This window comes from Enterobacter sp. MALB-1, assembly GCF_041021625.1.
Classification (GTDB): domain Bacteria; phylum Pseudomonadota; class Gammaproteobacteria; order Enterobacterales; family Enterobacteriaceae; genus Enterobacter; species Enterobacter oligotrophicus.
Genome location: NZ_JBDPJL010000001.1, coordinates 2537988 through 2562658, shown reverse-complemented (window position 1 = coordinate 2562658; position 24671 = coordinate 2537988). Strand labels below are relative to the sequence as shown.

Annotated in this window: 22 protein-coding genes and 1 other RNA gene; 14 read left to right on the top strand and 9 right to left on the bottom strand. The window is 55.1% G+C overall.

Annotated features, from left to right (window positions below):
• Positions 1–4 precede the first annotated feature (4 nt).
• The 8 genes from pheT to selO all read left to right on the top strand — a co-directional run bounded on the left by pheT (position 5) and on the right by selO (position 8172).
• Entirely contained in the window at positions 5–2392 is a 2388-nt protein-coding gene (gene pheT, locus ABGB15_RS12225) for a phenylalanine--tRNA ligase subunit beta (protein ID WP_215723182.1), read from the top strand.
• A gap of 4 nt (positions 2393–2396) precedes the next feature.
• Entirely contained in the window at positions 2397–2696 is a 300-nt protein-coding gene (gene ihfA / locus ABGB15_RS12220; RefSeq protein ID WP_003857805.1) for an integration host factor subunit alpha, read from the top strand.
• Between the two features lie 104 nt (positions 2697–2800).
• Positions 2801–3781, top strand: coding sequence for a vitamin B12 ABC transporter permease BtuC (gene btuC, locus ABGB15_RS12215; RefSeq protein ID WP_152084313.1), 981 nt, complete (start codon positions 2801–2803; stop codon positions 3779–3781).
• A 33-nt stretch (positions 3782–3814) separates the two neighbouring features.
• Entirely contained in the window at positions 3815–4366 is a 552-nt protein-coding gene (locus ABGB15_RS12210) for a glutathione peroxidase (RefSeq protein WP_215723183.1), read from the top strand.
• Positions 4366–5121 carry a vitamin B12 ABC transporter ATP-binding protein BtuD gene (btuD, locus tag ABGB15_RS12205; RefSeq protein WP_215723184.1) on the top strand — a complete coding sequence of 252 codons (756 nt, stop codon included), beginning with the start codon at positions 4366–4368 and terminating at the stop codon, positions 5119–5121. Before ABGB15_RS12210 ends, btuD begins: the two co-directional genes overlap by 1 nt.
• Before the next feature lie 74 nt (positions 5122–5195).
• Complete coding sequence (locus tag ABGB15_RS12200; protein WP_152084316.1) at positions 5196–5660, top strand: NlpC/P60 family protein; 465 nt, start codon at positions 5196–5198, stop codon at positions 5658–5660.
• A gap of 294 nt (positions 5661–5954) precedes the next feature.
• A complete protein-coding gene (locus ABGB15_RS12195) occupies positions 5955–6665 on the top strand; it encodes an EAL domain-containing protein (RefSeq protein WP_152084317.1) in 711 nt (236 codons plus the stop codon).
• Between the two features lie 64 nt (positions 6666–6729).
• Positions 6730–8172: a protein adenylyltransferase SelO gene (gene selO, locus ABGB15_RS12190; protein WP_215723185.1), complete on the top strand. Its 1443-nt coding sequence runs from the start codon at positions 6730–6732 to the stop codon at positions 8170–8172.
• Here selO and ABGB15_RS12185 read toward each other — a convergent pair.
• The 8 genes from ABGB15_RS12185 to ABGB15_RS12150 all read right to left on the bottom strand — a co-directional run bounded on the left by ABGB15_RS12185 (position 8169) and on the right by ABGB15_RS12150 (position 16321).
• Positions 8169–8948: a heme ABC transporter ATP-binding protein gene (locus tag ABGB15_RS12185; RefSeq protein WP_215723186.1), complete on the bottom strand. Its 780-nt coding sequence runs from the start codon at positions 8946–8948 to the stop codon at positions 8169–8171. The genes selO and ABGB15_RS12185 overlap by 4 nt on opposite strands.
• The gene (locus tag ABGB15_RS12180) at positions 8941–9933 is read right to left on the bottom strand and encodes a FecCD family ABC transporter permease (RefSeq protein WP_369064186.1); all 993 of its coding nucleotides are present in this window, start codon (positions 9931–9933) and stop codon (positions 8941–8943) included. The genes ABGB15_RS12185 and ABGB15_RS12180 overlap by 8 nt, the downstream gene beginning before the upstream one ends.
• The gene (locus ABGB15_RS12175) at positions 9933–10754 is read right to left on the bottom strand and encodes a hemin ABC transporter substrate-binding protein (protein ID WP_152084321.1); all 822 of its coding nucleotides are present in this window, start codon (positions 10752–10754) and stop codon (positions 9933–9935) included. Before ABGB15_RS12175 ends, ABGB15_RS12180 begins: the two co-directional genes overlap by 1 nt.
• A complete protein-coding gene (gene chuS, locus ABGB15_RS12170) occupies positions 10751–11779 on the bottom strand; it encodes a hematinate-forming heme oxygenase ChuS (RefSeq protein WP_215723187.1) in 1029 nt (342 codons plus the stop codon). Before chuS ends, ABGB15_RS12175 begins: the two co-directional genes overlap by 4 nt.
• A gap of 47 nt (positions 11780–11826) precedes the next feature.
• A complete protein-coding gene (locus ABGB15_RS12165) occupies positions 11827–13812 on the bottom strand; it encodes a TonB-dependent hemoglobin/transferrin/lactoferrin family receptor (RefSeq protein ID WP_215723188.1) in 1986 nt (661 codons plus the stop codon).
• A gap of 76 nt (positions 13813–13888) precedes the next feature.
• Positions 13889–14077 (bottom strand): hemin uptake protein HemP, encoded by a 189-nt coding sequence (gene hemP, locus ABGB15_RS12160; protein ID WP_152084324.1) that lies wholly within the window; start codon positions 14075–14077, stop codon positions 13889–13891.
• Between the two features lie 211 nt (positions 14078–14288).
• Entirely contained in the window at positions 14289–15335 is a 1047-nt protein-coding gene (gene aroH, locus ABGB15_RS12155) for a 3-deoxy-7-phosphoheptulonate synthase AroH (RefSeq protein ID WP_152084325.1), read from the bottom strand.
• A 152-nt stretch (positions 15336–15487) separates the two neighbouring features.
• Positions 15488–16321 carry a pyruvate, water dikinase regulatory protein gene (locus tag ABGB15_RS12150; RefSeq protein WP_152084326.1) on the bottom strand — a complete coding sequence of 278 codons (834 nt, stop codon included), beginning with the start codon at positions 16319–16321 and terminating at the stop codon, positions 15488–15490.
• 335 nt (positions 16322–16656) lie between these two features.
• Between ABGB15_RS12150 and ppsA the strand changes: the two genes are divergently transcribed.
• The 6 genes from ppsA (at position 16657) to ABGB15_RS12120 (ending at position 24302) form a co-directional block, all read left to right on the top strand.
• Positions 16657–19035: a phosphoenolpyruvate synthase gene (gene ppsA, locus ABGB15_RS12145; RefSeq protein ID WP_215723189.1), complete on the top strand. Its 2379-nt coding sequence runs from the start codon at positions 16657–16659 to the stop codon at positions 19033–19035.
• 238 nt (positions 19036–19273) lie between these two features.
• The gene (locus ABGB15_RS12140; protein ID WP_152084328.1) at positions 19274–20674 is read left to right on the top strand and encodes an MFS transporter; all 1401 of its coding nucleotides are present in this window, start codon (positions 19274–19276) and stop codon (positions 20672–20674) included.
• Between the two features lie 3 nt (positions 20675–20677).
• Complete coding sequence (locus tag ABGB15_RS12135; RefSeq protein ID WP_215723190.1) at positions 20678–23053, top strand: glycoside hydrolase family 3 N-terminal domain-containing protein; 2376 nt, start codon at positions 20678–20680, stop codon at positions 23051–23053.
• 133 nt (positions 23054–23186) lie between these two features.
• Entirely contained in the window at positions 23187–23501 is a 315-nt protein-coding gene (locus tag ABGB15_RS12130; protein ID WP_215723191.1) for a hypothetical protein, read from the top strand.
• The gene (locus ABGB15_RS12125) at positions 23498–23989 is read left to right on the top strand and encodes a hypothetical protein (protein ID WP_215723192.1); all 492 of its coding nucleotides are present in this window, start codon (positions 23498–23500) and stop codon (positions 23987–23989) included. The genes ABGB15_RS12130 and ABGB15_RS12125 overlap by 4 nt, the downstream gene beginning before the upstream one ends.
• 1 nt (position 23990) lies before the next feature.
• Positions 23991–24302 carry a hypothetical protein gene (locus ABGB15_RS12120; protein WP_215723193.1) on the top strand — a complete coding sequence of 104 codons (312 nt, stop codon included), beginning with the start codon at positions 23991–23993 and terminating at the stop codon, positions 24300–24302.
• 189 nt (positions 24303–24491) lie between these two features.
• On the opposite strand, the gene rprA is transcribed toward ABGB15_RS12120, so the two are convergent.
• Positions 24492–24599: antisense sRNA RprA (rprA, locus tag ABGB15_RS12115), an RNA gene on the bottom strand.
• Positions 24600–24671 lie beyond the last annotated feature (72 nt).

Sequence of the window (24671 nt, the reverse complement as noted above, 5' to 3'; positions counted from 1 at the left end):
AACAATGAAATTCAGTGAACTGTGGTTACGCGAATGGGTGAACACCACGCTTGACAGCGAAGCGCTTTCCAACCAGATCACCATGGCGGGTCTGGAAGTTGATGGCGTCGAGCCGGTTGCAGGTGCTTTCAACGGTGTGGTTGTGGGTGAAGTGGTTGAGTGCGGTCAGCACCCAAACGCGGATAAACTGCGCGTGACAAAAGTGAATGTCGGCGGCGATCGCTTACTGGATATCGTCTGCGGCGCGCCAAACTGCCGCCAGGGACTGAAAGTGGCTGTAGCAACCGTTGGTGCGGTGCTGCCGGGTGATTTCAAAATTAAAGCGGCGAAACTGCGTGGTGAACCGTCTGAAGGCATGCTGTGCTCGTTCTCCGAGCTGGGTATTTCTGACGATCACAGCGGTATTATTGAGCTGCCGCAGGATGCGCCAGTTGGCACCGATATTCGCGAATATCTGAACCTTGATGACAACACCATCGAAATCAGCGTCACGCCAAACCGTGCCGACTGTTTAGGGATTATCGGCGTGGCGCGCGATGTTGCCGTGCTGAACCAGGCTGAGCTGAACGCGCCGGAAATTGCCCCGGTTGACGCCACCATCAGCGACACGCTGCCAATCCAGGTTGAAGCCGCTGACGCTTGCCCGCGCTACCTCGGCCGCGTGGTGAAAGGTATCAACGTTAAAGCGCCAACTCCACTGTGGATGAAAGAGAAACTGCGTCGCTGCGGTATCCGTTCCATTGATGCCGTGGTTGACGTGACCAACTACGTTCTGCTGGAGCTGGGCCAGCCGATGCATGCGTTCGATAAAGATCGCATCGAAGGCGGGATTGTTGTGCGTATGGCGAAAGAGGGCGAAACCCTGGTTCTGCTGGACGGCAGCGAAGCGAAACTGAACGCCGACACCCTGGTGATTGCTGACCACAGCAAAGCGCTGGCAATGGGCGGGATCTTCGGTGGCGAACACTCTGGCGTCAACGACGAAACGCAAAACGTCCTGCTGGAATGCGCATTCTTCAGCCCGCTCTCTATCACTGGTCGTGCACGTCGTCATGGCCTGCACACCGACGCCTCTCACCGCTATGAGCGCGGCGTTGACCCGGCGTTGCAGTACAAAGCGATGGAGCGTGCGACTCGCCTGCTGATCGACATCTGTGGCGGTGAAGCCGGTCCGGTTATCGATGTGACCAACGAAGCAACTCTGCCGAAACGCGCCACCATCACCCTGCGCCGCAGCAAGCTGGATCGCCTGATTGGCCACCATGTTGCCGATGCACAGGTGACCGATATTCTGACGCGTCTGGGCTGTGAAGTGACTGAAGGTCAGGACGAGTGGAAAGCCGTTGCACCATCCTGGCGTTTCGACATGGAGATCGAAGAAGACCTGGTGGAAGAAGTGGCTCGCGTATACGGCTACAACAACATTCCTGACGAGCCGGTGCAGGCGGGTCTGGTGATGGGCTCCCACCGTGAAGCTGATCTGTCCCTGAAGCGTGTGAAAACCATGCTGAACGACAAAGGCTATCAGGAAGTGATCACCTACAGCTTCGTGGACCCTAAGCTGCAGCAGCTAATCCACCTAGGCCAGGAAGCGTTGATTCTGCCAAGCCCGATCTCCAGCGAAATGTCTGCAATGCGCCTTTCTCTGTGGACGGGTCTGCTTGGCACCATCGTGTATAACCAGAATCGCCAGCAAAACCGTGTGCGAATTTTTGAAAGCGGTTTACGCTTTGTACCGGATAATCAGGCAAATTTAGGCATCCGTCAGGATCTCATGCTGGCTGGTGCAATTAGCGGCAACCGCTATGAAGAGCACTGGGACCTGGCAAAAGGCACCGTTGATTTCTACGATATGAAGGGCGATCTGGAAGCGATTCTCGATCTGACCGGTAAATTATCTGAAATTGAATTCCGTGCAGAAGCCATTCCAGCCCTGCATCCGGGCCAGAGTGCGGCAATTTATTTAGACGGCAAACGTGTTGGTTTCATTGGTGTTGTTCACCCTGAACTGGAACGTAAACTGGATCTGAACGGCCGTACCATCGTGTTCGAGCTGGAGTGGAACCCGGTCGCAGACCGCGTCATTCCTCAGGCGCAGGACGTCTCCCGCTTCCCGGCGAACCGCCGCGATATCGCGGTTGTGGTCGCGGAAAACGTGCCTGCAGCAGATATTTTGGCCGAATGTAAGAAAGTTGGCGTAAATCAGGTAGTTGGCGTAAACTTATTTGACGTGTACCGCGGCAAGGGCGTAGCAGAAGGTTTCAAGAGCCTCGCTATTAGCCTTATCCTTCAGGATACCAGCCGTACACTCGAAGAAGAGGAGATTGCCGCTACCGTCGCCAAATGTGTAGAGGCATTAAAAGAGCGATTCCAGGCATCATTGAGGGATTGAACCTATGGCGCTTACAAAAGCTGAAATGTCAGAATATCTGTTTGATAAGCTAGGGCTTAGCAAACGGGATGCTAAAGAGCTGGTAGAGCTGTTTTTCGAAGAGATCCGTCGTGCTCTGGAAAATGGTGAGCAGGTAAAACTCTCCGGCTTTGGCAATTTTGATTTGCGAGACAAAAACCAACGTCCGGGCCGTAACCCGAAGACGGGGGAAGATATTCCCATTACAGCCCGCCGCGTGGTGACCTTCAGACCCGGCCAGAAGTTAAAAAGCCGTGTCGAAAACGCAACGCCCAAAGCAGAGTAATATGAACTAACCAAAAAGGCCGCATTAGCGGCCTTTTTTCTTTGCTCTGCCCGGCAAACCCGCCGTAAAATCAATGATATCTGACTCCTGAAAATACACTGCCTATGCTTGATTTCGTCCGCCAACAGCACCGTTCCGATCGACGCCGCCTGGGGATGCTCGTGCTGTTTCTTGTGGCATCCGCCGTGGTCAGCCTGTGTGCGGGCGAACGGTGGCTGGGGCCGGAAAGCTGGTTTAGCCCTGACGGACAGCTCTTTGTCTGGCAGATCCGCCTGCCGCGAACGCTGGCGGTGATCCTGGTCGGTGCCGCGCTGGCGTTGTGCGGCACAATGATGCAGGCGCTGTTTGAAAATCCGCTGGCGGAACCGGGGCTGCTCGGCGTGTCGAATGGCGCTGGCGTAGGGCTGATTGCTGCTGTCATGCTGGGTGGTGGCGAACTGTCCGCCTGGGGGATTAGCCTGAGCGCCATTTCCGGCGCACTGCTGATAACGGTCATTTTACTGCGCTTTGCCCGGCGACATTTATCAACAAGCCGGTTACTCCTTGCCGGGGTGGCGCTGGGGATCATCTGCAGCGCGCTGATGACCTGGGCAGTCTACTTCTCTACCTCCTTTGATCTGCGCCAGTTAATGTACTGGATGATGGGCGGCTTCGGTGGCGTTGACTGGCGGCAGGGCTGGTTGATGACGCTGTTGATCCCGGTCATGCTCTGGACCTGTTTTCAGGCTCAGCCGTTAAATACCCTCGCGCTGGGTGAAACGTCAGCCCGTCAGCTCGGTATGTCGCTGGGGTTATGGCGCAACGTACTGGTGATAGCCATCGGCTGGATGGTTGGCGTCAGCGTGGCGCTGGCGGGGGCGATTGGTTTTATCGGGCTGGTCATCCCGCATATGCTGCGTCTGTGCGGAATAACGGATCACCGCATCTTACTCCCGGCTTCGGCGGTTGCAGGCGCTGCAACCTTGCTGGTCGCCGACATTATCGCCCGGCTCGCCCTGACGGCGGCCGAATTACCCATCGGGGTCGTCACCGCCACGCTGGGCGCGCCGGTATTTATCTGGCTACTATTAAAAGCCGGACGTTAAATCACTACCCGTAAGACAACCTGAGGGAATGCTATGCAGTCTGATATTCTGAATACCGAAGTGACCACCATCGACGGCGAGAAAATCACGCTTGAAGGCTACAAAGGCAACGTTTTGCTCATCGTGAACGTGGCGTCTAAATGCGGTCTGACACCGCAATACGAACAACTGGAAAACATTCAGAAAGCCTGGGAGAAAGACGGTTTCACCGTTCTGGGCTTCCCGTGCAACCAGTTCCTGGGCCAGGAGCCGGGCAGCGAAGAGGAGATCAAAACGTTCTGTAGCACCACCTATGGCGTGACGTTCCCGATGTTCAGCAAAATCGATGTCAACGGTGAGAACCGTCATCCGCTGTATGCGAAACTGGTTGCTGCAGCGCCGACGGCCGTTGCGCCTGAGGGTAGCGGTTTCTACGAGCGTATGGCGAGCAAAGGGCGTGCGCCGCTCTATCCTGACGATATCCTGTGGAATTTCGAGAAGTTCCTGATTGGGCGTGACGGCCAGGTTGTCCAGCGTTTTTCCCCGGATATGACGCCTGAAGACCCGATTGTCATGGAGTCTATCAAGCTGGCGCTGGCAAAATAATGACCTTGCTGATGCAGCTCACGGACGTCGCCGGGAAGGGGCGTCTGGAGCCGATAACTGCGACAATCAATGCGGGAGAGATCGTGCATCTTGTGGGGCCGAATGGCGCAGGCAAGAGCACGCTGCTGGCGCGCATGGCGGGCATGACCACCGGGCAAGGAGAGATAACGTTGCTCGGCCATGCGCTTACCGACTGGTCACCAGTGGCGCTGGCACACCGGCGGAGCTATTTAGTGCAACAGCAGATACCGCCGTTTGCGATGCCTGTCTGGCACTATCTGTTGCTGCATTTGCATGATAAACATAACACGGCGCTGCTTACCGAAGTGGCTGCGGCGCTGGGGCTGGAAGATAAGCTCACCCGTCACGCCAGCCAGCTTTCTGGCGGGGAGTGGCAGCGCGTGCGTCTGGCGGCGGTTATTCTGCAGATCCATCCGGCAGGCAATCCGCACGGCTGCCTGTTGCTCCTGGACGAGCCGATGAGCGGCCTGGACGTTGCTCAGCAGGCCGCGCTGGACAGGGTGCTCAGCGCGTTGTCCCGCAAAGGGGTGGCGGTGGTAATGAGCAGCCATGATTTGAACCATACGCTGCGCCATGCGCATCGGGTGTGGTTGCTGGCACGGGGCAAGCTCATTGCCAGTGGAACGCGCGATACCGTACTGACCCCACCAAACCTTGCCACCGCGTATAACATGTTGTTCCGTCGGCTGGATATTGAGGGGCATAAGATGCTGATTTCCACTACTGCGGAGTAACCGTTTCTTGCGCAGGTGCACATTTGCACGCTAAATTACGGAAAGAGCAAAAAAAGCAGAGGATTCGTCTGAAAATGCGAGGCTGGTTTCTCCTTGTGGCAACATTAATTCTTGCGGGATGCAGTAGCCATCGTGCGCCTCCGCCTAATCCGCGGCTCTCCGATTCTATTACGGTTATTGCCAGCCTGAACGACCAGTTGAGCAACTGGCGCGGTACGCCTTATCGTTACGGTGGTATGAGCCGGGGCGGTGTCGATTGTTCTGGCTTCGTCCTGATGACTTTTCGCGATAAATTTGATCTCCAGTTGCCTCGCGAAACGCGTAAGCAGGCAGAAATTGGTACGGAAATCGATAAAGGGGATTTACTCCCCGGCGACCTGGTGTTTTTCAAAACAGGCTCGGGTGAAAGCGGCCTTCATGTTGGCATTTATGACACCGATAACCAGTTCATTCATGCGTCGACCAGTCGTGGAGTGATGCGCTCCTCTCTCGATAATGTTTACTGGCGTAAAAACTTCTGGCAAGCCAGACGTATTTAGGACAATGTACGTGTGGCCGTTCTGTTGACCTGGCGTCTAATAAACCGCGCCAGGTTTTCTTCATCGGGATGATTAAAGTTAAATTTCTGATGAATTACATATGTCTGTATGTGTCTGTTTTATCTAAAACTGGCTATTATTCAGTAACCAGGATAAGATTATTTTAGATTCAGGGATAAATCTGAAAATTAATACGGAACGAATGAAATTAATCTTATTAAAATCAAGCCAGTGGAATTGTGCCTGCAATTGCTCCAGGATGTCCTCTTTCATCTTTAATGTGGGGCGAGCGCGATGATTGTCACGCTAGATAATGCTTACCAGTCTGAACTTTTACTGCTTCCGGCGCGAAATAGTGCAGGTGAGCTTAAAGGTTTAGAAATTATGGTTAACTTTACTGGCGTAGGTACGGATGTCAGAATCCCAACTGAACTGGTTACTCCGCACCTTTCACCGGAAGAAGAGTTAGTGCTGTTTCATGAGAAACTGCAATTGCTCGATACCTGTAAACTGTTCTTTATTCAGCATCAGTTAATTGCGTGGATCAATATTACACCTGTAATTGTTGAGTTTTTATTAACTGACGGGAACGCTGTTTCAATACTTGAACGCTATCCATTTCTGGAGTTTAGTGTTAATGAGAACTATCCAGGTTTAAATAACGGCAAAGACGATCTGATGCTGGCAAGAATGGCGATCCATTTCCCTCTGGTTTTGGCTAACTTTGGTGCGGGCATCGCCACCCTCAAAGCGGTTTATGACGGTTTGTTTAAACGGGTAATACTGGATAAAGGTTTTATCCAGCAGCGTGCGTCCGAGCTCTCTTTTGAACCTTTTATGCGCGCGATACTCTGGCAAATTACGCCTCATTGTCAGTCCGTTATCCTCTCCGGTATAGACGATCACAACCTGTTGCAACGCGTATTGTCATTTAACGTTGGTGCAATGCAGGGCAATCTCTGGCCTGCGGTTCCGGCAGAACAGGTAACGACGCTCGTTCAGTGATAACCCTTTTCTTCGCCCGTGTTTAAGTGCAGGTAAACCCTCTACACTAAAAGCAGGAGGACTTATGACCCTGTCTTTTACTGCTCACTGGCATGATGAATTGCCAGGTTTTTACACCGCGCTTAAACCAACACCGTTACAGAATGCTCGTCTGATCTGGCACAACGATATGCTGGCGGATTCGCTGGGTATTCCGCCTGCCTTATTTCAGCCTGCCGATGGCGCTGGCGTCTGGGGCGGCGAAACGCTCCTTCCAGGAATGCAACCTCTGGCTCAGGTCTACAGCGGACATCAGTTTGGTGTCTGGGCGGGACAACTGGGTGATGGCCGGGGGATCTTGCTGGGCGAACAACAGCTCACCGGTGGTGATACCGTCGACTGGCATCTGAAAGGCGCTGGTCTGACGCCATATTCACGGATGGGCGATGGCCGGGCGGTGCTGCGTTCAACCCTCCGCGAAAGTCTGGCCTCGGAAGCGATGCATGCACTTGGCATTCCCACCACCCGCGCGTTATCGGTCGTCACCAGCGATACGCCGGTTGCACGCGAGACGATGGAGCAGGGCGCGATGCTGATGCGCGTGGCTGAAAGTCATCTGCGCTTCGGACACTTTGAACATTTCTACTATCGCCGCGAGCCGGAGAAAGTCCGCCAGCTTGCGGATTACGCCATCCGACGCCACTGGCCCCGGTTGCAGAATGAGGCGGATAAATACGTCCTCTGGTTCCGTGATGTTGTTGCCCGTACCGCCTCAACGATCGCCCGCTGGCAGACCGTGGGTTTTGCACACGGCGTGATGAACACCGATAACATGTCTCTGCTGGGCCTGACCTTCGATTATGGCCCGTTCGGCTTTCTGGATGACTATCAGCCGGGCTATATCTGCAACCACTCAGATTATCAGGGACGCTACAGCTTTGATAATCAGCCTGCCGTGGGGCTGTGGAATTTACAGCGCCTTGCGCAGTCCTTGTCGCCGTTTATTGATGTTGACGCGCTGAATGATGCGCTCGACGGTTACCAGGCGGTTTTGTTGCGGGAGTATGGTGCGCTCATGCGCAACAAGCTGGGGCTGCTGACGCAGGAGAAAGGCGATAACGACCTTCTTAACGCCTTGTTCTCGCTGATGGCGCGCGAAGGCAGCGATTACACCCGTACTTTCCGCATGTTGGGTCATACCGAGCAACACAGCGCCGCCTCACCGCTGCGCGACGAGTTTATTGACCGTCAGGCCTTTGACGACTGGTTTACCGTATACCGGGCGCGTCTGCAGCAAGAGCAGATTGATGATGCTACCCGTCAGGCAAAAATGATGGCGGCCAATCCGGCGATGGTGCTGCGAAACTGGCTGGCACAGCGTGCGATTGAGCAGGCAGAGCGGGGCGATTACGACGAGTTACACCGTCTGCATATCGCGTTGCGCACGCCGTTTGCCGATCGGGAGGATGATTATGTCAGCCGCCCGCCAGACTGGGGCAAGCGGCTGGAGGTGAGCTGCTCAAGTTAAGGTGCAAGAAAAACCTGCGGGGCGGTGTGGGACGGATGCCTGCCGACGTGTACCTGCGCGCCATACCAGCGCGCCAGTACGTCAGCCTGCAGCACCTGCTCCGGCGTGCCGTGGGAGACCATCCTGCCGTTGTGCAGCAGCATGATGCGATCCGCCCACAGCGCCGCCAGATTGAGATCGTGCAGCACCACGCAGACGTGGAGATGCCCCTGACGGGTCAGCGATTTCAACAACCGCAGCAGATGCTGCTGGTGGTAAAGATCCAGCGCGGAGGTGGGTTCATCGAGAAACAGCCAGCCGCGAGGAGCACCGTCGCGCCAGATCTGTGCCAGCGCGCGGGCAAGCTGTACGCGCTGCTGCTCACCGCCAGACAGCGCATTGTACTGTCTGCCTGCCAGCGGCAGACAGCCGGTCAACTGCATCACGTCGTGAACGATAGACCGATCGGGCTGGCGGCCCCACGGTGCTCGTCCCATCCCAATGACACCTTCAACCGGCCAGTCAAAGCCGAGCTGCGTATGCTGGCGCATGACCGCCCGGTAACGGGACAGCGTCTCCGGGTGCCATTCGCTGAGGGATTTTCCCGCCAGAAGACATCGTCCGCTGGCGGGTTTCAGGTAGCCGGTCAGCAGCCGCAGCAGTGTGGATTTCCCTGCACCGTTGGGGCCAATCAACGCCACCAGTTCTCCCTGGGATAGCGACAGCGAAACATCATCAATAAGCGTTCGCCCGGAAAGCGTACAGGAGACGTTCTCCGCGGTATAACGTTCAGCCATGCTGGCTTCCCCGCCGAAAAATAAGCCACAGGAACCACGGCGCACCGAGAATGCTGGTCAACAAACCGACCGGCATCTCTGCCGGGGCAACCAACGTGCGTGCTACCGTGTCAGCGACAAGCAGCAGTGATGCACCCGCCAGCACCGAGCCTGGAATAACGGCCCGGTGATCGGCTCCCAGCCACATACGCATCAGGTGCGGTACGACAAGCCCCACAAAACCAATCACGCCGCTGACGGCGACGGCGGCCGCCACCAGCAAGGCGCTGCACAGTAGCAGTATCCGCTGGACAACGGCGACATCCACGCCAAGGTAATGCGCCTCTTCTTCGCCCAGCTGTAGCAAATTGAGCGCGCTGGCCAGACGCCAGACAACCAGTACCGTGGGCACCATCAGCGAGGTGACGGCCAGCAGTGTTGACCACTGCGCCTGGCCGAGACTGCCCATGCCCCAGAGTGAAAGCTGACGCAACTGAGCATCGTTACTGACCCAGGACAGCACGCCGACTGCTGCACCGCACAGTGCGTTGATGGCGATGCCGATAAGCAACAGACGCGACAGGGAACTGTCACGCTGCTGGCTGAGCAGGAAAATCACGACCGTTGCTGCCAGTGCGCCAATAAACGCCGCGAGCATCGGGGCGTAGAGCATCACCAGCGCAGGCAAGGAGAGGGGAAGCACCACCCACAGAGCAACGGCCAGCGCCGCACCGCTGCTGATCCCGAGCAGGCCAGGATCGGCAAGCGGGTTGCGAAACAGCCCCTGCATCACGCAGCCTGCCAGCGCCAGCGAACCACCTATCACCAGTGCCAGCAACACGCGGGGCAGGCGGATAGTCAGCCAGATCTGGCGCAGCGCCTCATCGCTGCCGTTCCACAGCAGGCTGACCGGCAGGCGCAACGCGCCAAAACCGGTCGCCATTAGCGTCATGACGGTCAGCAGGGCAGCCAGTACCCACAGCGACAACGTGACCCGCCGGGACATCAGGGCAGTTGCTCCGCTCTGGCGCGCAACTGCTGGATCGCGTGTGGCGTCCGCACGCTAAAACCCAGCAGCGCCATATCATCGATTGCCAGTACCTGCTTATTGCGTCCCGCCGGGGTTTGCGCCAGCCCTGGCAGCTTCCACAGATTCGCTTCACCACCCAGTGCGTTGATGCCATCCTGCGAAATCACCACCAGATCCGGCTGGCTGGCGATCACGCCTTCCTGCGAGAGCGGCTGGTAGCGGGTAAAACCCTGCATCGCATTCTGCAAACCCGCTGCGCGGATGGCTGCATCTGCACCGGTCTGTTGTCCGGCGGCCATCGCGGTCATCCCGCCGTGGTTGAGGATAAACAGCACCCGCTTGTTCAGCGGTGAAGAGGGCAGCGCTGCCAGCGCCTGACGAAGCGTATTGCGCAGAGTTTCCCCTTGCGCTTCGCGATGCGTTGCGTCAGCAATCACCCGCACTTTTTCGTCGATGACGCTCAGGTCGTTACTGCCGGGGACGGTGATCACCTTCACATGACTTTGCTCAACCTGCTTTAACGCCAGAGACGGTTGTGCCTGTGCGCTCGCCAGGACCAGCGTGGGGCGCATGGATAAAATCCCTTCGGCGTTGAGCTGGCGCAAATACCCTACGTCAGGCAGGTCGTTCGCCGCCTGCGGCCACTGGCTGGTACTGTCGCGCGCCACCAGAGAAGACTGCGCGCCAAGCGCATAGACAATCTCTGTGACATCGCCGCCGAGAGAGACAATCCTCTCCGGCGCAGAGGCAAAGGCGACAAACGGTAAGGCACTTAGCAGAGCAAGCCATTTTTTCATGCGGCCAGCCCTTTTGGTGTCAGGGCGTCGATCTGGCTGCGCCACTGGCTCTGCTCAGGCTCGCCTTCGGTGCGCTGACCATAGAGCTGCGCGATTTGTGTGCCGTCGGCGGCGAATAACTCCAGGCTGGTAACGTGACCGTCAGCCGTTGGTTTACGGGTCACCCAGGTTTCCGCAATGGTCTCTTCCAGCAGATGCAGGGTAAAGTTCGGGTTGAAGATATTCAGCCAGCCTTTCATCGGCACCAGCTTTTCCACCACGCCGGTGAAAATCTGCACGCAACCGCGGTTGCCCACAAACACCATGATTTCGTTGCCGTCCTGACGTGCAGTATCCAGTAACTGCGCCAGTGCGCTGTTGTCTACCCTGCAGGCGAGATCGTCACCCACCAGACGGAACGCCTGCTGGCGGCTCAGGTTGTGACGCTTCAGCAGGCTGAAGAACTGGTGTACGTCGGTCATGGCGCGCCACTCTTTGTCCACAGTGCCTGCGTCGACATATTCGGCGTGAGCCGGTGCTTCGGCTGCTTTCAGTTCCAGTGGCGGATTATCGGCAAAGATAAAGCGGGTCAGCACGTCGCCCCAGGCGGAGATGTCGGTATTGTCCGTGGTGTATACCTTCAGCAGTGCATCGCCCTGGTGGTCAAAAAACTGAATGCTCTGGCGCTCGCCACGCGCGGTCGTTTCACTGATGTGAAACACGCTTGCCCACTGGTTGAGGAACAGACGCAGATCCAGCGCACGTGGGTTCAGTACCAGCCCGGCGTGGCCGTTGAGGTGCTGATTGGTAAAGGTGCCAACCTGTTCGTGAACGGCATACTCGTTACGGCAGATGCACTTTGTCTCACCCACGGCTTCCAGCGCGCCTAAAATCTCGCGAATGTCGCCGTGCAGCCGCCAGGCATCGTGGCCCACGCGTGCGAAGGTCAACTCCGCTTCGCTGATATTCATTAAGCCTGCGATGTCACGCGCGTACTTACCTGGGTTTTCTTCTTTTAGCTCAAGCCAGCGTGTGTAGTGATTCATTGTCTCTTCCTTCCGGATAAATGCCCCGGCGAACCGGGGCGAGGGGATTACCACTGATAACTCACAAAAATCTTACCGTTACGGCCGTCCTGCGGAATACCCTGAGGTGACCAGTATTCTTTATCGAAGGCATTGCCCAGCACCAGAGTGGTGGTGATGCCTTTGAACTGCTCCTGACCCTGATAGCTCACGTAGAAGTCGTTAACCGCATAGCCAGGCTGCTTGCTGTAGCTGCTGCTGATATGCGTTGAGCGATCGACAAAGGTACCGATCCAGCCCACGGAGAAGCCACTTTGCGCCACCGGAATATCCAGCTTACTGGTCACGGTGTCCGGGTTAATGCTTGAAATGTACTCGCCCGTATCGGTGTCTTTACCGCGCGTGCGGTTATAGGCCACGTCGAGGTTGAACAGGTCGGCAGAGTATTTCGCCATCACGTCCCAGCCCCAGATTTTGGCGTTAGGGACGTTATAGGACATGGTGGTCGCTGCCGCAAAATCGACGGTGGTGGAGATGTAGTCTTTGGCTTTGGTATCAAAGTAGCTGGCTTTGAACTCCAGCGCATCGTTGGCGAGCATCAGATCGTCAAAGCGCAGACCAAAACCGTACTCCTGGGTTTCGTTGGTTTCCGGACGCAGGTTCGGGTTTGGCACCCAGTAGTTGGTGTAGAAACTGCCGATGGAGAAGTGTTTGGCGTCGTTATACATCTCGCCCATCGTCGGCGCGCGGAACGCTTGTGCGTAAGAGCCGAACAGCATCAGCCAGTCGGTTGGGCTGACGGTTAATCCGGCACGTGATGACCACTTATCCGCATCGACATCGTCATAGCCTTCGCTGCTGCCACGGTAGTTGTCATAACGCGTACCGCCGAGGAGGGTCACAGGCAGGTCGCGCAGGGTGATCTCATCCTGCAGCCAGCCGGAGCTGAAATCGATTTTTGCTTCCGGGAAGCCGGTTGTAGTGCCACCCGGATTCTGCTCCTGACGGTAATACTCTCCGCCGTAGGTCAACAGGTGCGAGGCAAAGGAGTCGCTGAACAGGCGGGTACGGTTTTCCACTTTCCCCCCTTTGGTGGTCTGCTTACGGAATTCACCGGTGCCGTCGATGTTCTGGGCGTTAATACGGGCTTCAGACCAGTAAACTTTCGCGTCGGCGTTCAGCCAGTCGTTACCTTCCGGCGCTATTTTATAGCCAAGATGCGCGTCGCGCTGGATGGTGGAGCGGTCGGTCATCGGGTTGCTGCTGTCGTCCGCGTCGGTGGTTTGCGGGTTTTTGGGTTCCTGCGCGTCGTTGTTGTAGTAGCGCAGGGAGCCGCTCAGGGTTTGCGCCGGGTCGATCTTCCAGCTCCCTTTCGCCAGCATGTTGTTAATCGATTCATCGTTAGGGGCCGTAGCGCCATCGCTCTGGCGGATATCACCGCGATCGCGGCTCGACCACGCGACCAGGCCGTCCAGGGTATCAGTACGGCCATACGCGCTGGCACCCATACCGATGCTGTGATCGCCGGTCGCACCCGTACCAAATACGCGGTAGCCGCTGTTTTTCCCCGGCTCCAGCAGGTCTTTGGCATCGGCAGTGTCGTAGGAGATCACGCCGCCCAGCGCACCGCTGCCGTACAGCAGGGCAGACGGGCCGCGCACCACTTCGATGCGTTTGATCAGCGCCGGGTCAAGGAAGGTGCTGTTGAGGTGGCCGGTATCGGTGCCCTGACGCACGCCGTCAACCAGCACCAGCACGCCACGGCGGTCGTAACCACGCAGGTTGACATCCTGACCGTTGGTGCGGCCAGTGCCGTCCAGCGTCAGGCCTGGCACCTTACGCAGCAGGTCGGCGGCAGAGCTGGCCGTTTTATTTTCCGGGGCGGTAGCATCAATCACGCTGACCATCATTGGCGCTTCAAAGGCACTACGGGCGTTGCCCGTGGCGGTGACGGTAATATCATCTGTGGCAGCAAACGCGACGCCCGGCAGGGTGCTGACAATCGCCAGAGCCAGGAGTGACGGACGTAAAGACGCGGAATGCAGGTGTGGCATAGCAACTCTCCATTAAGAATCGAAAGCGCTGGCTGCCTGGGGATCACCTGGGTGGCTGGCGTATTTTTTGTTTAGTTTATTTTGTGAGGATCAGTTTTCCGGCATTCGTCTGGCGCAGCAGGTAGTGCTGGCCGTCATGCTCGATGATCACCCGCCCTTCGTCACCCAACAGGGTTTTGCTGTCGATTCGGCGATCGCCAGGCGCGGGGGAAGAGGCTGTGTGGTTATTTGCTGGCGTTGCCGCACTGTTAGCCGTACGTGACATAATGTTTATAAATAGCAATCAATGTAACAATGATAATCATTATCAATAAACTGCAAATTCACGGCAAGCGTTTTTGTGAAAATTGTGTGACGGGATCAAATTTGGAAGGGGAGGTGAGGCCTGATGCCCTCACCCCGACCCTCTCCCAAGGGGAGAGGGAGAGGGGCACGAACCGTAGGTCGGGTAAGCGCAGCGCCACCCGACAATCACATCAAAAGCGCGAGTCAACCGCCGCCGCCAGTTTCTCCACCAACAGCTCGCTGTCTTCCCAGCTCAGGCAGGGATCGGTAATCGACTGGCCGTAAACCATCTGCTGCCCGGCCACAATCTTCTGGGTACCTTCTTTAAGAAAACTTTCGGCCATAATGCCCGCAACGGCAGTGGAACCGCTGCGGATCTGCTGGCAGATCTCATCGCAGACATCCAGCTGGCGGCGGTGCTGTTTCTGGCAATTTCCGTGGCTGAAATCCACCACCAGGTGTTCCGGCAGATCAAACTCGGCCAGCGTTTCGCAAGCCGCGGCGATATCTTCCGCGTGGTAGTTCGGTTTTTTACCACCGCGCATAATGATATGGCCGTACGGGTTGCCACTGGTCTGGTAGATGGTCATCTGGCCGCTCTTATCCGGCGAGAGGAACATGTGACTGGCGCGGGAGGCACGAATGGCATCCACGGCGATACGGGTGTTGCCGTCCGTTCCGTTCTTGAAGCCGACCGGGCAGGAGAGCGCAGACGCCATCTCGCGGTGGATCTGGCTTTCGGTGGTGCGTGCGCCAATGGCTCCCCAGCTGATCAGATCGGCGATAAACTGTCCGGTCACCATATCGAGGAATTCGGTTGCGGTCGGTACACCCAGCTCGTTCACCTGCAGCAGCAGCTTGCGCGCCAGCGCAATACCGTGATTCACGCGGTAACTGCCGTTGAGGTCAGGATCGGAAATCAGCCCCTTCCAGCCCACCACGGTACGCGGTTTTTCAAAGTAGGTACGCATCACAATCTCAAGGCGATGCTGATATTTTTCACGCAGCCCCTGAAGGCGTTTGGCGTAATCCATTGCCGCATCCAGATCGTGGATCGAGCACGGCCCGATGATCACCAGCAGACGGTTGTCTTCGCCATTGAGGATTTTTTCAATGCGTCGGCGGGACGCGGTGACATGTTCCGCAACGCCTGCGGAAACGGGATGCCGCTGTGCCAGTTCAGCCGGAGTGACAAGGCTATCAATGCGCGCAGTGCGGAGTTCGTCGGTTTTATTCATGGGATATCTCAGAAATTTTTTGCTTCATCGGCAGACTACCGGGAAGTGATGGGCATCACCTTAAACCAATCCCTGCTGATTTCAAGTTCGGGGCGAATTCGCCCCGATGATGGGCATAATGATAACTGAATCTCAAATAATGTACTAGCATATTAGTACATGCGACGGTTCAGTCCCATGATATCAAGGATTTTGGTCGCAATTTCTTCTACCGAGTAGTTGGTACTGTTCAGCCACGGGATCTGGTTTTTGCGGTACAGGGCTTCAACTTCAGAGACTTCCATCCGACACTGGCGCATTGAGGCGTAGCGGCTGTTCTCGCGGCGCTCTTCACGGATAGCGGCCAGCCGCTCCGGGTTGATGGTCAGGCCGAACAGCTTGTGTTGCAGCGGCTTGAGCGCAGCGGGCAGGACAAGGTTATCCATGTCATCGGCAATAAAGGGGTAGTTTGCCGCGCGAATACCAAACTGCATCGCCAGGTAGAGGCTGGTCGGCGTTTTACCGCAGCGTGATACGCCTAACAGGATCACCTGCGCCTGGTCCAGATTGCGCAGCGAAATGCCATCATCGTGCGCCAGGGTGTAGTCAATGGCAGCGATACGTGCATCGTATTTGGTCAGGTTACCGGGGTTCAGCCCGTGGGTTCGGTGGGCAATTGGCGTTGGATCGAGCTTCAGTTCGCTCTGCAGCGGCGCAACCAGCGCCTGCACAATATCCTGACAAAAACCTTCACTTTGCAGAATGATGTTGCGAATTTCAGGGATAACAATGGAATAGAAAACCAGCGGGCGCACGCCGGTTTGCTGGAAAATCGCGTCAATCTGATCTTTAACCGCTTTGGCGCGGCTCTCATTTTCCACAAACGGCAGCGTGATGCTGTTAATCGAAACGGGGAATTGCGACATCACCGCATGCCCCAGTACCTCGGCGGTGATTGCCGTACCATCAGAAATATAAAAAACGTGGCGATCGACAGCATTATCCATTTTATCCACCCTGAATAGCGTACCTAATTGCCTGAAAGCATAAATTAAAAAAGTTAAAACCACAGCAAAGAACTTATCCTAATTATAAATGAAATGGTGTTTTTAATTTTCCTGAAAAGTGGATTTCATTTTTCAAATAGCGGCTTTGTTTCTGTGGTTTTTTGCGGATTCTTTAGGAATCATCGGGTTAGCGCGGAACAGGAAAGTGTCCGAAAAGTTGAAAATTTAAATTGCTTACACGATTCACCGTTTTTTTAGCGCAAATAATTATGCCAGTATAAATACGTAGTCAGGTGTTTCTTACTCCGATCAAATATCACAAAAGGATTGTTTCGATGTCCAACAATGGCTCGTCACCGCTGGTGCTTTGGTATAACCAACTCGGCATGAATGATGTAGACAGAGTTGGGGGCAAAAATGCCTCCCTGGGTGAAATGATTACAAATCTGTCCGGTATGGGTGTCTCCGTACCAAACGGGTTTGCCACAACTGCCGATGCGTTTAACCTGTTTTTAGACCAGAGCGGCGTAAACCAGCGCATTTACGACCTGCTGGATAAAACGGATATTGATGATGTTACCGAGCTTGCGAAAGCCGGGGCACAAATCCGCCAGTGGATTATCGACACACCTTTCCAGCCGGAACTGGAAAAAGCCATCCACGACGCCTACAACCAGCTCTCCACGGACGATGCGCAGGCCTCCTTTGCCGTGCGCTCCTCTGCCACCGCTGAAGATATGCCAGATGCGTCGTTTGCCGGACAGCAGGAGACCTTCCTCAACGTCCAGGGCTACGATGCGGTGCTGGTGGCGGTGAAGCATGTGTTTGCTTCCCTGTTTAACGACCGCGCCATCTCCTACCGTGTGCACCAGGGCTATGACCACCGTGGCGTGGCGCTCTCCGCTGGCGTGCAGCGCATGGTGCGTTCTGATGTCGGCTCCTCCGGCGTGATGTTCTCCATTGATACCGAATCCGGCTTCGACCAGGTGGTGTTTATCACCTCCGCGTGGGGCCTGGGTGAGATGGTGGTGCAGGGGGCCGTGAACCCTGACGAATTCTACGTACACAAACCAACGCTTGCCGCAAACCGTCCGGCGGTGGTGCGCCGCACCATGGGCTCGAAAAAAATCCGCATGATCTATGCCCCGACGCAGGAGCATGGCAAGCAGGTCACGATTGAAGATGTCCCGCAGGAGCAGCGCGATCGCTTCTCACTGAGCGATGCTGAAGTGCAGGAGCTGGCGAAGCAGGCGGTGCAGATCGAGAAACATTACGGCCGTCCGATGGATATCGAATGGGCGAAAGACGGTCACACTGGCAAGTTGTTTATTGTGCAGGCACGTCCGGAAACGGTGCGTTCTCGTGGTCAGGTGATGGAGCGCTACACGCTGCACGCGCAGGGCAAAATCGTGGCGGAAGGCCGCGCGATTGGCCACCGCATCGGTGCCGGTCCGGTGAAAGTGATCCACGATATCAGCGAGATGAACCGCATTCAGCCGGGCGACGTACTGGTGACCGACATGACCGACCCGGACTGGGAGCCGATCATGAAGAAAGCTGCGGCTATCGTGACTAACCGTGGTGGCCGTACCTGTCACGCGGCGATCATCGCCCGCGAGCTGGGTATTCCTGCGGTTGTCGGCTGTGGCGATGCCACCGAGCGCATGAAGGACGACGAGAAAGTCACTGTCTCCTGTGCCGAAGGTGATACCGGTTACGTGTATGCCGATATCCTCGACTTCAGCGTGAAAAGCTCCAGCGTCGATACCATGCCGGATCTGCCGCTGAAGATCATGATGAACGTCGGGAACCCGGACCGTGCGTTTGACTTTGCCTGCCTGCCGAATGAAGGCGTTGGTCTGGCGCGTCTGGAGTTTATCATCAACCGCATGATCGGCGTTCACCCGCGCGCGCTGCTGGAGTTTGATGACCAGGATGCGAAACTGCAGAATGAAATCCGCGAGATGATGAAAGGCTACGACTCGCCGAAAGAGTTTTACGTCGGCCGTCTGACCGAAGGGATCGCCACGCTGGGGGCAGCGTTTTACCCGAAACGCGTGATTGTGCGTCTGTCGGACTTCAAGTCCAACGAATACGCCAACCTGGTGGGTGGTGAGCGTTACGAGCCGGAAGAAGAGAACCCGATGCTGGGCTTCCGTGGTGCCGGACGCTACGTGTCTGACAGCTTCCGCGACTGCTTTGCCCTGGAGTGTGAGGCGGTGAAACGCGTGCGTAACGACATGGGGCTGACCAACGTGGAAATCATGATCCCGTTCGTGCGTACCGTGGATCAGGCGAAAGCGGTGGTGGACGAGCTGGCGCGTCAGGGGCTGAAGCGCGGTGAGAACGGGCTGAAGATCATCATGATGTGTGAGATCCCCTCCAACGCCCTGCTGGCCGAGCAGTTCCTGGAACATTTCGATGGCTTCTCTATCGGCTCGAACGATATGACGCAGCTGGCGCTGGGGCTGGATCGTGACTCCGGCGTGGTCTCTGAGCTGTTCGACGAACGCAACGAAGCGGTGAAAGCGCTGCTGTCGATGTCCATCCGCGCGGCGAAGAAACAGGGTAAATACGTCGGGATTTGTGGTCAGGGTCCATCCGACCATGAAGACTTTGCCGCGTGGCTGATGGAGGAGGGGATTGATAGCCTGTCTCTGAACCCGGACACCGTGGTGCAAACCTGGCTAAGCCTGGCGGAACTGAATAAGTAACGTTTTACGGGGCTGCAAAAACTCAGGGTGAGGCGATAGTCCTCACCCTTTTATTTTTCCTCTTATTTGCACCTCATCACAAATAAAACAAAAAACCAAATATCATAATTTGTCTGTTAATTTAGACAATTGTTAGTGCGCAACGCGTTGCTAATACTTGAGCCTTGACTTCGCATGAGATGTACGTAATGCGGAAATGGTTGAAATACGTTTTAACCTGATAAAAAGGCATATAACAATGACAATCTCCTCTGTTTTGCGTACCAAAGATAAAATAGGCTATGGCTTAGGTGACATGGCCAGCGCGCTGGTCTGGCAAACGGCAACGTTATTTCTTGCGTATTTCTATACGGACGTTTTCGGTTTACCCGCGGCCATTATGGGAACCATGTTTTTAGTGGTTCGCGCGGTCGATGCTTTTGTCGACCCTTGTATTGGTGCGCTGGTGGATCGCACCCGGACGCGCCACGGTCGGTTCCGTCCCTGGCTGCTGTGGTTTGCCATTCCGTTTGGCGTAAGTTGTCTCATTACCTTCTATGTTCCCGATGTGGGCGCAACGGCAAAAATTGTTTATGCCTGCGTCACCTATGCCATTTTAAGCCTGATCTATTCCGCCATTAATGTGCCTTACTGCGCTATGCCGGGTGCACTGACGCTGGACCCGCGTGAGCGCCACTCCCTGCAGTCCTGGCGCTTTGGCCTGTCGTTTATCGGCGGGTTGATCGTCACGGTGATCGCCTTACCGCTGGTCTCGCATTTAGGCCAGGGTAACGTGCAAAAAGGATATTTTTATGCCATGAGTCTGATGGGCTTACTGGGTATCGTTTTATTTTTCTGCTGTTTTTTCATGACCCGCGAACGTTATTCTCCGCGTAATGATACCTCCGGCTCCATGCTCACAGATTTAAAACTGCTGGCGGGAAATAGCCAGTGGCGTATCGTTTTTCTGTTTAATATTTTGTTGTTAACTGCCGTGGTGACGCGCGGCTCTGCGACCATGTATTACGTCAACTATGTACTGCTGCGCCCGGAACTGGTCTTCGCTTTTATTGTTTCAGGAATGGTGGCGTCATTAAGCGGTGCATTATTATCTGAACGTTTACTGGGGAAATATGACCGCGTGCGTGCCTATCAGTGGACCATTATTTCCTTTGTTATTTTCGGTGCGCTGATTTTCTTCATTCCTCCGTCACAGGTCTGGCTGATATTTGGCCTGAACATCGTCTTTAGTTTTATTCAAAACCTGACCACGCCGCTACAGTGGACCATGTTCTCGGATGTGGTGGATTACGAAGAGCATCGCAGCGGTCGCAGGCTGGATGGCCTGGTCTTTTCAACTGCGCTGTTTGCCATCAAGTTTGGGCTTGCGCTGGGGGGCGCTGTTGTGGGTTGGGTTCTGGGAATGGTGGATTACGCGCCAGGCCAGACGACCCAGACACCGCACGTACTTTCCACCATCAATGCGCTGTTTACCCTCATACCTTGCGCGCTGTTCCTCTGCATGGTCGCGCTCCTTTCCATCTACAAACTGAACAGTCGTCTGGTGGATTCCATCGCACGGGAACTGGCCCGCAAACGTGACGAACGGCCCGATGCAGAATCCTTCAGCCCGGCAACCCATTCCGCAATACAGGAGTAAAACATGACGGCTATTTATAAGGACGCGGGTCGCCCCGTGCACGAGCGCGTCGCTGATCTACTGGCGCGTATGACCCCGGAAGAGAAATTTGCCCAGATGCATGCGTACTGGTTGATCCTCGATGAAAATGGCGACCACCGCGAGCGGAGCGATTTGAGTGATGAATTTGCCGGTGTCAGTGAACAGGCTTCGCTAAAAGCGCGTCTGAAGCTGGGCGTTGGGCAGATCACGCGCCCGCTGGGTACGCACATCGTCGATGCAAAAACCGGCGTGCGCGCGGCAAACCGCCTGCAGCGCATGATGGTTGAAGAGACGCGGCTCGGCATTCCGGCGCTGTTCCATGAAGAGTGTCTGGTTGGCCTGCTGTGCAAAGACGCGACACTGTTCCCGTCCTCACTGAACTACGGTTCAACCTGGGACCCGGACCTCGTGCAGCATGCGGCTGAGCAGATTGGCAAGGAGGCACGGTCTGTCGGCTGTCAGCAGGGGCTGGCTCCGGTGCTGGATGTCTCCCGCGATGTGCGTTGGGGGCGCACCGAAGAGACGTTCGGTGAAGATCCGTGGCTTGTTGGCGTCATGGCAACGGCATATGTCAAAGGGTTACAGGGGAAGAAACGCGATCTGCTGGCGACCCTTAAGCATTACGTCGGTCACTCGTTCAGCGAAGGGGCGCGCAACCATGCGCCGGTACATCTGGGTTTTTGCGAGCTGAACGACACCTTCCTGCTGCCGTTTGAAATGGCGGTGAAGCTGGCAAATGCCGGTTCGGTGATGCCCGCTTACCACGATATTGATAATCAGCCGGGGCACAGCGATCGCTTCCTGCTGACCACCGTTTTGCGTGAACAGTGGGGATTCGACGGGATCATCGTGGCGGATTATGGTGGCGTCAGTCTGCTGCACCAGCATCACGGTATTTCCCATGATGCTGCTGAATCTGCAGCGCTGGCGTTTAATGCCGGGCTGGATGTTGAACTGCCGAAAGATGACTGTGCGCGGCACCTGGCGGAAGCGGTAGAGCGCGGACTGATCGCAATGACGAAAATCGATGAGATTGTGACGCGCGTTCTGGCTGAAAAATTCCGTCTTGGACTGTTTGAAAACCCGTATGTCGATGAAGATGGCATTGACCTGCAAAATGAGGTTACCCGGCAGGCTGCGCGGGATGTCGCAACAAAATCGATAACGCTGCTGGAAAACAACGGCATTTTGCCCCTCGGTGGCCAACCTCGCGTGGCGGTAGTGGGACCGACAGCAGACGATCCGCTTGCCTTGCTGAGCGGCTACAGCTTCCCGGTGCACTTGATTATCAGCGATATGGTTGAAGAGACTCCTCAGGTGACGACCCCGCGCGCAGCGCTGGAGCAGTACCTGGGCACATCGCAGGTGCGCTATGCCAAAGGGTGCCACATCATCGAAAAAAGGATGGCGGGTGCGCCGGTCTTCCCTGGCGACAGCGGCGGAAAACCGATGCAGCAATCGCCGGTTTCACAAAGTGCTGCGTTGATTCCCGAGGCTGTAAACGCTGCGCAAGAGAGTGACATGGTGGTGGCTTGCGTCGGCGATCTCGCCGGATTGTTCCAGAGCGGCACCGTGGGGGAAGGTTCGGATACGGACAGCCTGAACCTGCCAGGCGTACAGCAGCAGTTACTGGAAGCGCTGGTGGCAACCGGTAAGCCAGTGATTGTCGTTATGACCGGTGGACGCCCGTACAACCTGCAGGGGCTGGAAGATAAGGTCGCCGCGCTGATTATGGCCTGGGCACCGGGGCAGGAAGGGGGCTGGGCGATTGCAGATATACTGACGGGGCGCGCAGAGCCACAGGGCAGGCTGGTGGTGAGCGTGCCGAAGAGTGCGGGCGCAATGCCCTATTATTACAACCACAAGCTGAAAAGTGGCGGTACGCCGTTTGCGTTCCATTTTGGCTCGCGGTATCCGTTTGGTTTTGGTCTCGGCTGGACGCAGTTCCACTGGGGAGAGGTGCGCGTGGCTGAAAACCGTGTGCCTGTCGAAGGTGATATTGTGCTGAGCGTTGATATCACTAACACCGGCGAGCGCAGTGGTAGCGAAGTGGTGCAGGTTTACGTGCGGGATAAAGTCGCCACGCAGGTGCGGCCACTGCAGGAGTTAAAAGCGTTCCAGCGCGTTACGCTTTCGCCAGGTGAAACCGCCACGCTGACCTTCACGCTGCCCGTCGAGATGCTGAATTTCACGCGCCGGGACGGGAAGCGAATCGTCGAACCTGGGGAATTTGAGTTGCAGGTTGGCGCATCGTCGGCGGATATTCGCAAGGTGGTGACGGTGAATGTGCGTGGGGAGACGCGGGTGCTGCCTGAAGAGTGGCGGATGTTGAGTACCTGTCATATCAGCCGCGCGTAATCAGCTTAAAAAAAAGCCCATCGTGGGAGATGGGCAAAAAGGATACTTGCCCACTTTAAGGGCAACATCCAAAGCTAAGAAGTCTGTAATGGCGGTGCTTACAATGAATCCTTAGAAACCTCGGGGTTTAGTGATGAGCACACAGTTTGCACACTTAATGCACACAGACAAGAAAGGCTACTTTTGGAAGAAGCGTTACGATAAGAGAATGATTGAAATCGTACTGCATTCCAAAACACGGGGGTTAGCCACGCCCAGAGCAGCAGCGTTAACAATTCGACTCATGGAACTTGAAGCGCTTGCTGCTCCTTTCCAATCCATGCGGGAAACGCTGAAAGACTACAGAGACAATCTAATCAAACTAAGCACTCTTGTAGCCCTGTTAATAATAAAACGCATGAGCAGGGCTTACAGTTTGTTTAATGGCATTCGCAGGGGATGGAAATGAATAAGAGTATTTTGGTATTATTAATGGCTATGTCTACAGCAGCTACAGCTTCTGATTTCTGCCGCGTCGTTACTTTTAATGACTGGACCGTAAGTAATGCTAAGGGTGTAAGTAAGGAGGATTTGCATAAAAACACATCCGCTGAAATTTTCATGAAAACAAATGGCAAGCTTTTCTATGAGCCAATTAACCCTGTAGACCATACAATGTTAATGGGAATCACTTATCTGGGAGCTATGCCTGACTCTCATATTATTAACACTGGGGATTCTAGTAACTCTAATACATTCACCTTTGAGCCTCACACCAATAGCTTCTACGAAGCTGATGTATTTATACCTAATGAAGAGCAACGTGAGAAAGGATTTGTTTCTAGTGCCCAGATAATCAAAGGTAGTTATAAGGGCTGCTCTGATAAACAGAAAATGCGCTTACGTGCTGACTTTGATAATTTCATCAAAGACTTTCCTTATGTTGTTGAGGATTAAGATGAAGCATTTCATTATTGCCGCCACACTACTTGCTTCCTTAGGTGCTAACGCTTCTGCTTTTGTCTGTAAGGATATGAACGGGAATAAAGCCACTATTGAAAATGGCACTGATAAGCAGGGTGAATTTATGGAGCATGCTGGCAAGCAATACTATCACTCTGGAACCGCTGAGGATGGTAGTAGCGTCTTTACCTTTGATGAACAGAATAGGCTTTATGTCCATTGGGTGAATGATGGTTTAACTATTGTCACTGTGTTTGGTCCTGTTATGCCTAAGATTAATGAATTTGAATGCAGGGGAACTTTCTAGACAATGAAAGAACAGGAGTTCAAAGAGATTCTGGAGCTTCCATTTTTTGGGGCTTGTTGTGTTTGTCAAACAACCAGAAACAATATGCACACAGCGTAAGCTATTGATATTTTATGGGAACAAGAATGATAGCACTTTTTGCTCATCGCATAGTTGCACACTAAAGCCCTACATAGCACTGTAAATTACTGAAAAAAAAGCCCATCGTGGGAGATGGGCAAAGACTACACACAGCAATTCGTTCTTTCACTCAGGGGATTTCCATGCTTATAAATCAAGGTGTTGATTTATAACCGTGTCCTAATAGTAGGCATGCTAACTTTTTGCGTCGATCAGATTCGTCTCAATAGTTAAAGAGACGTAAAGATT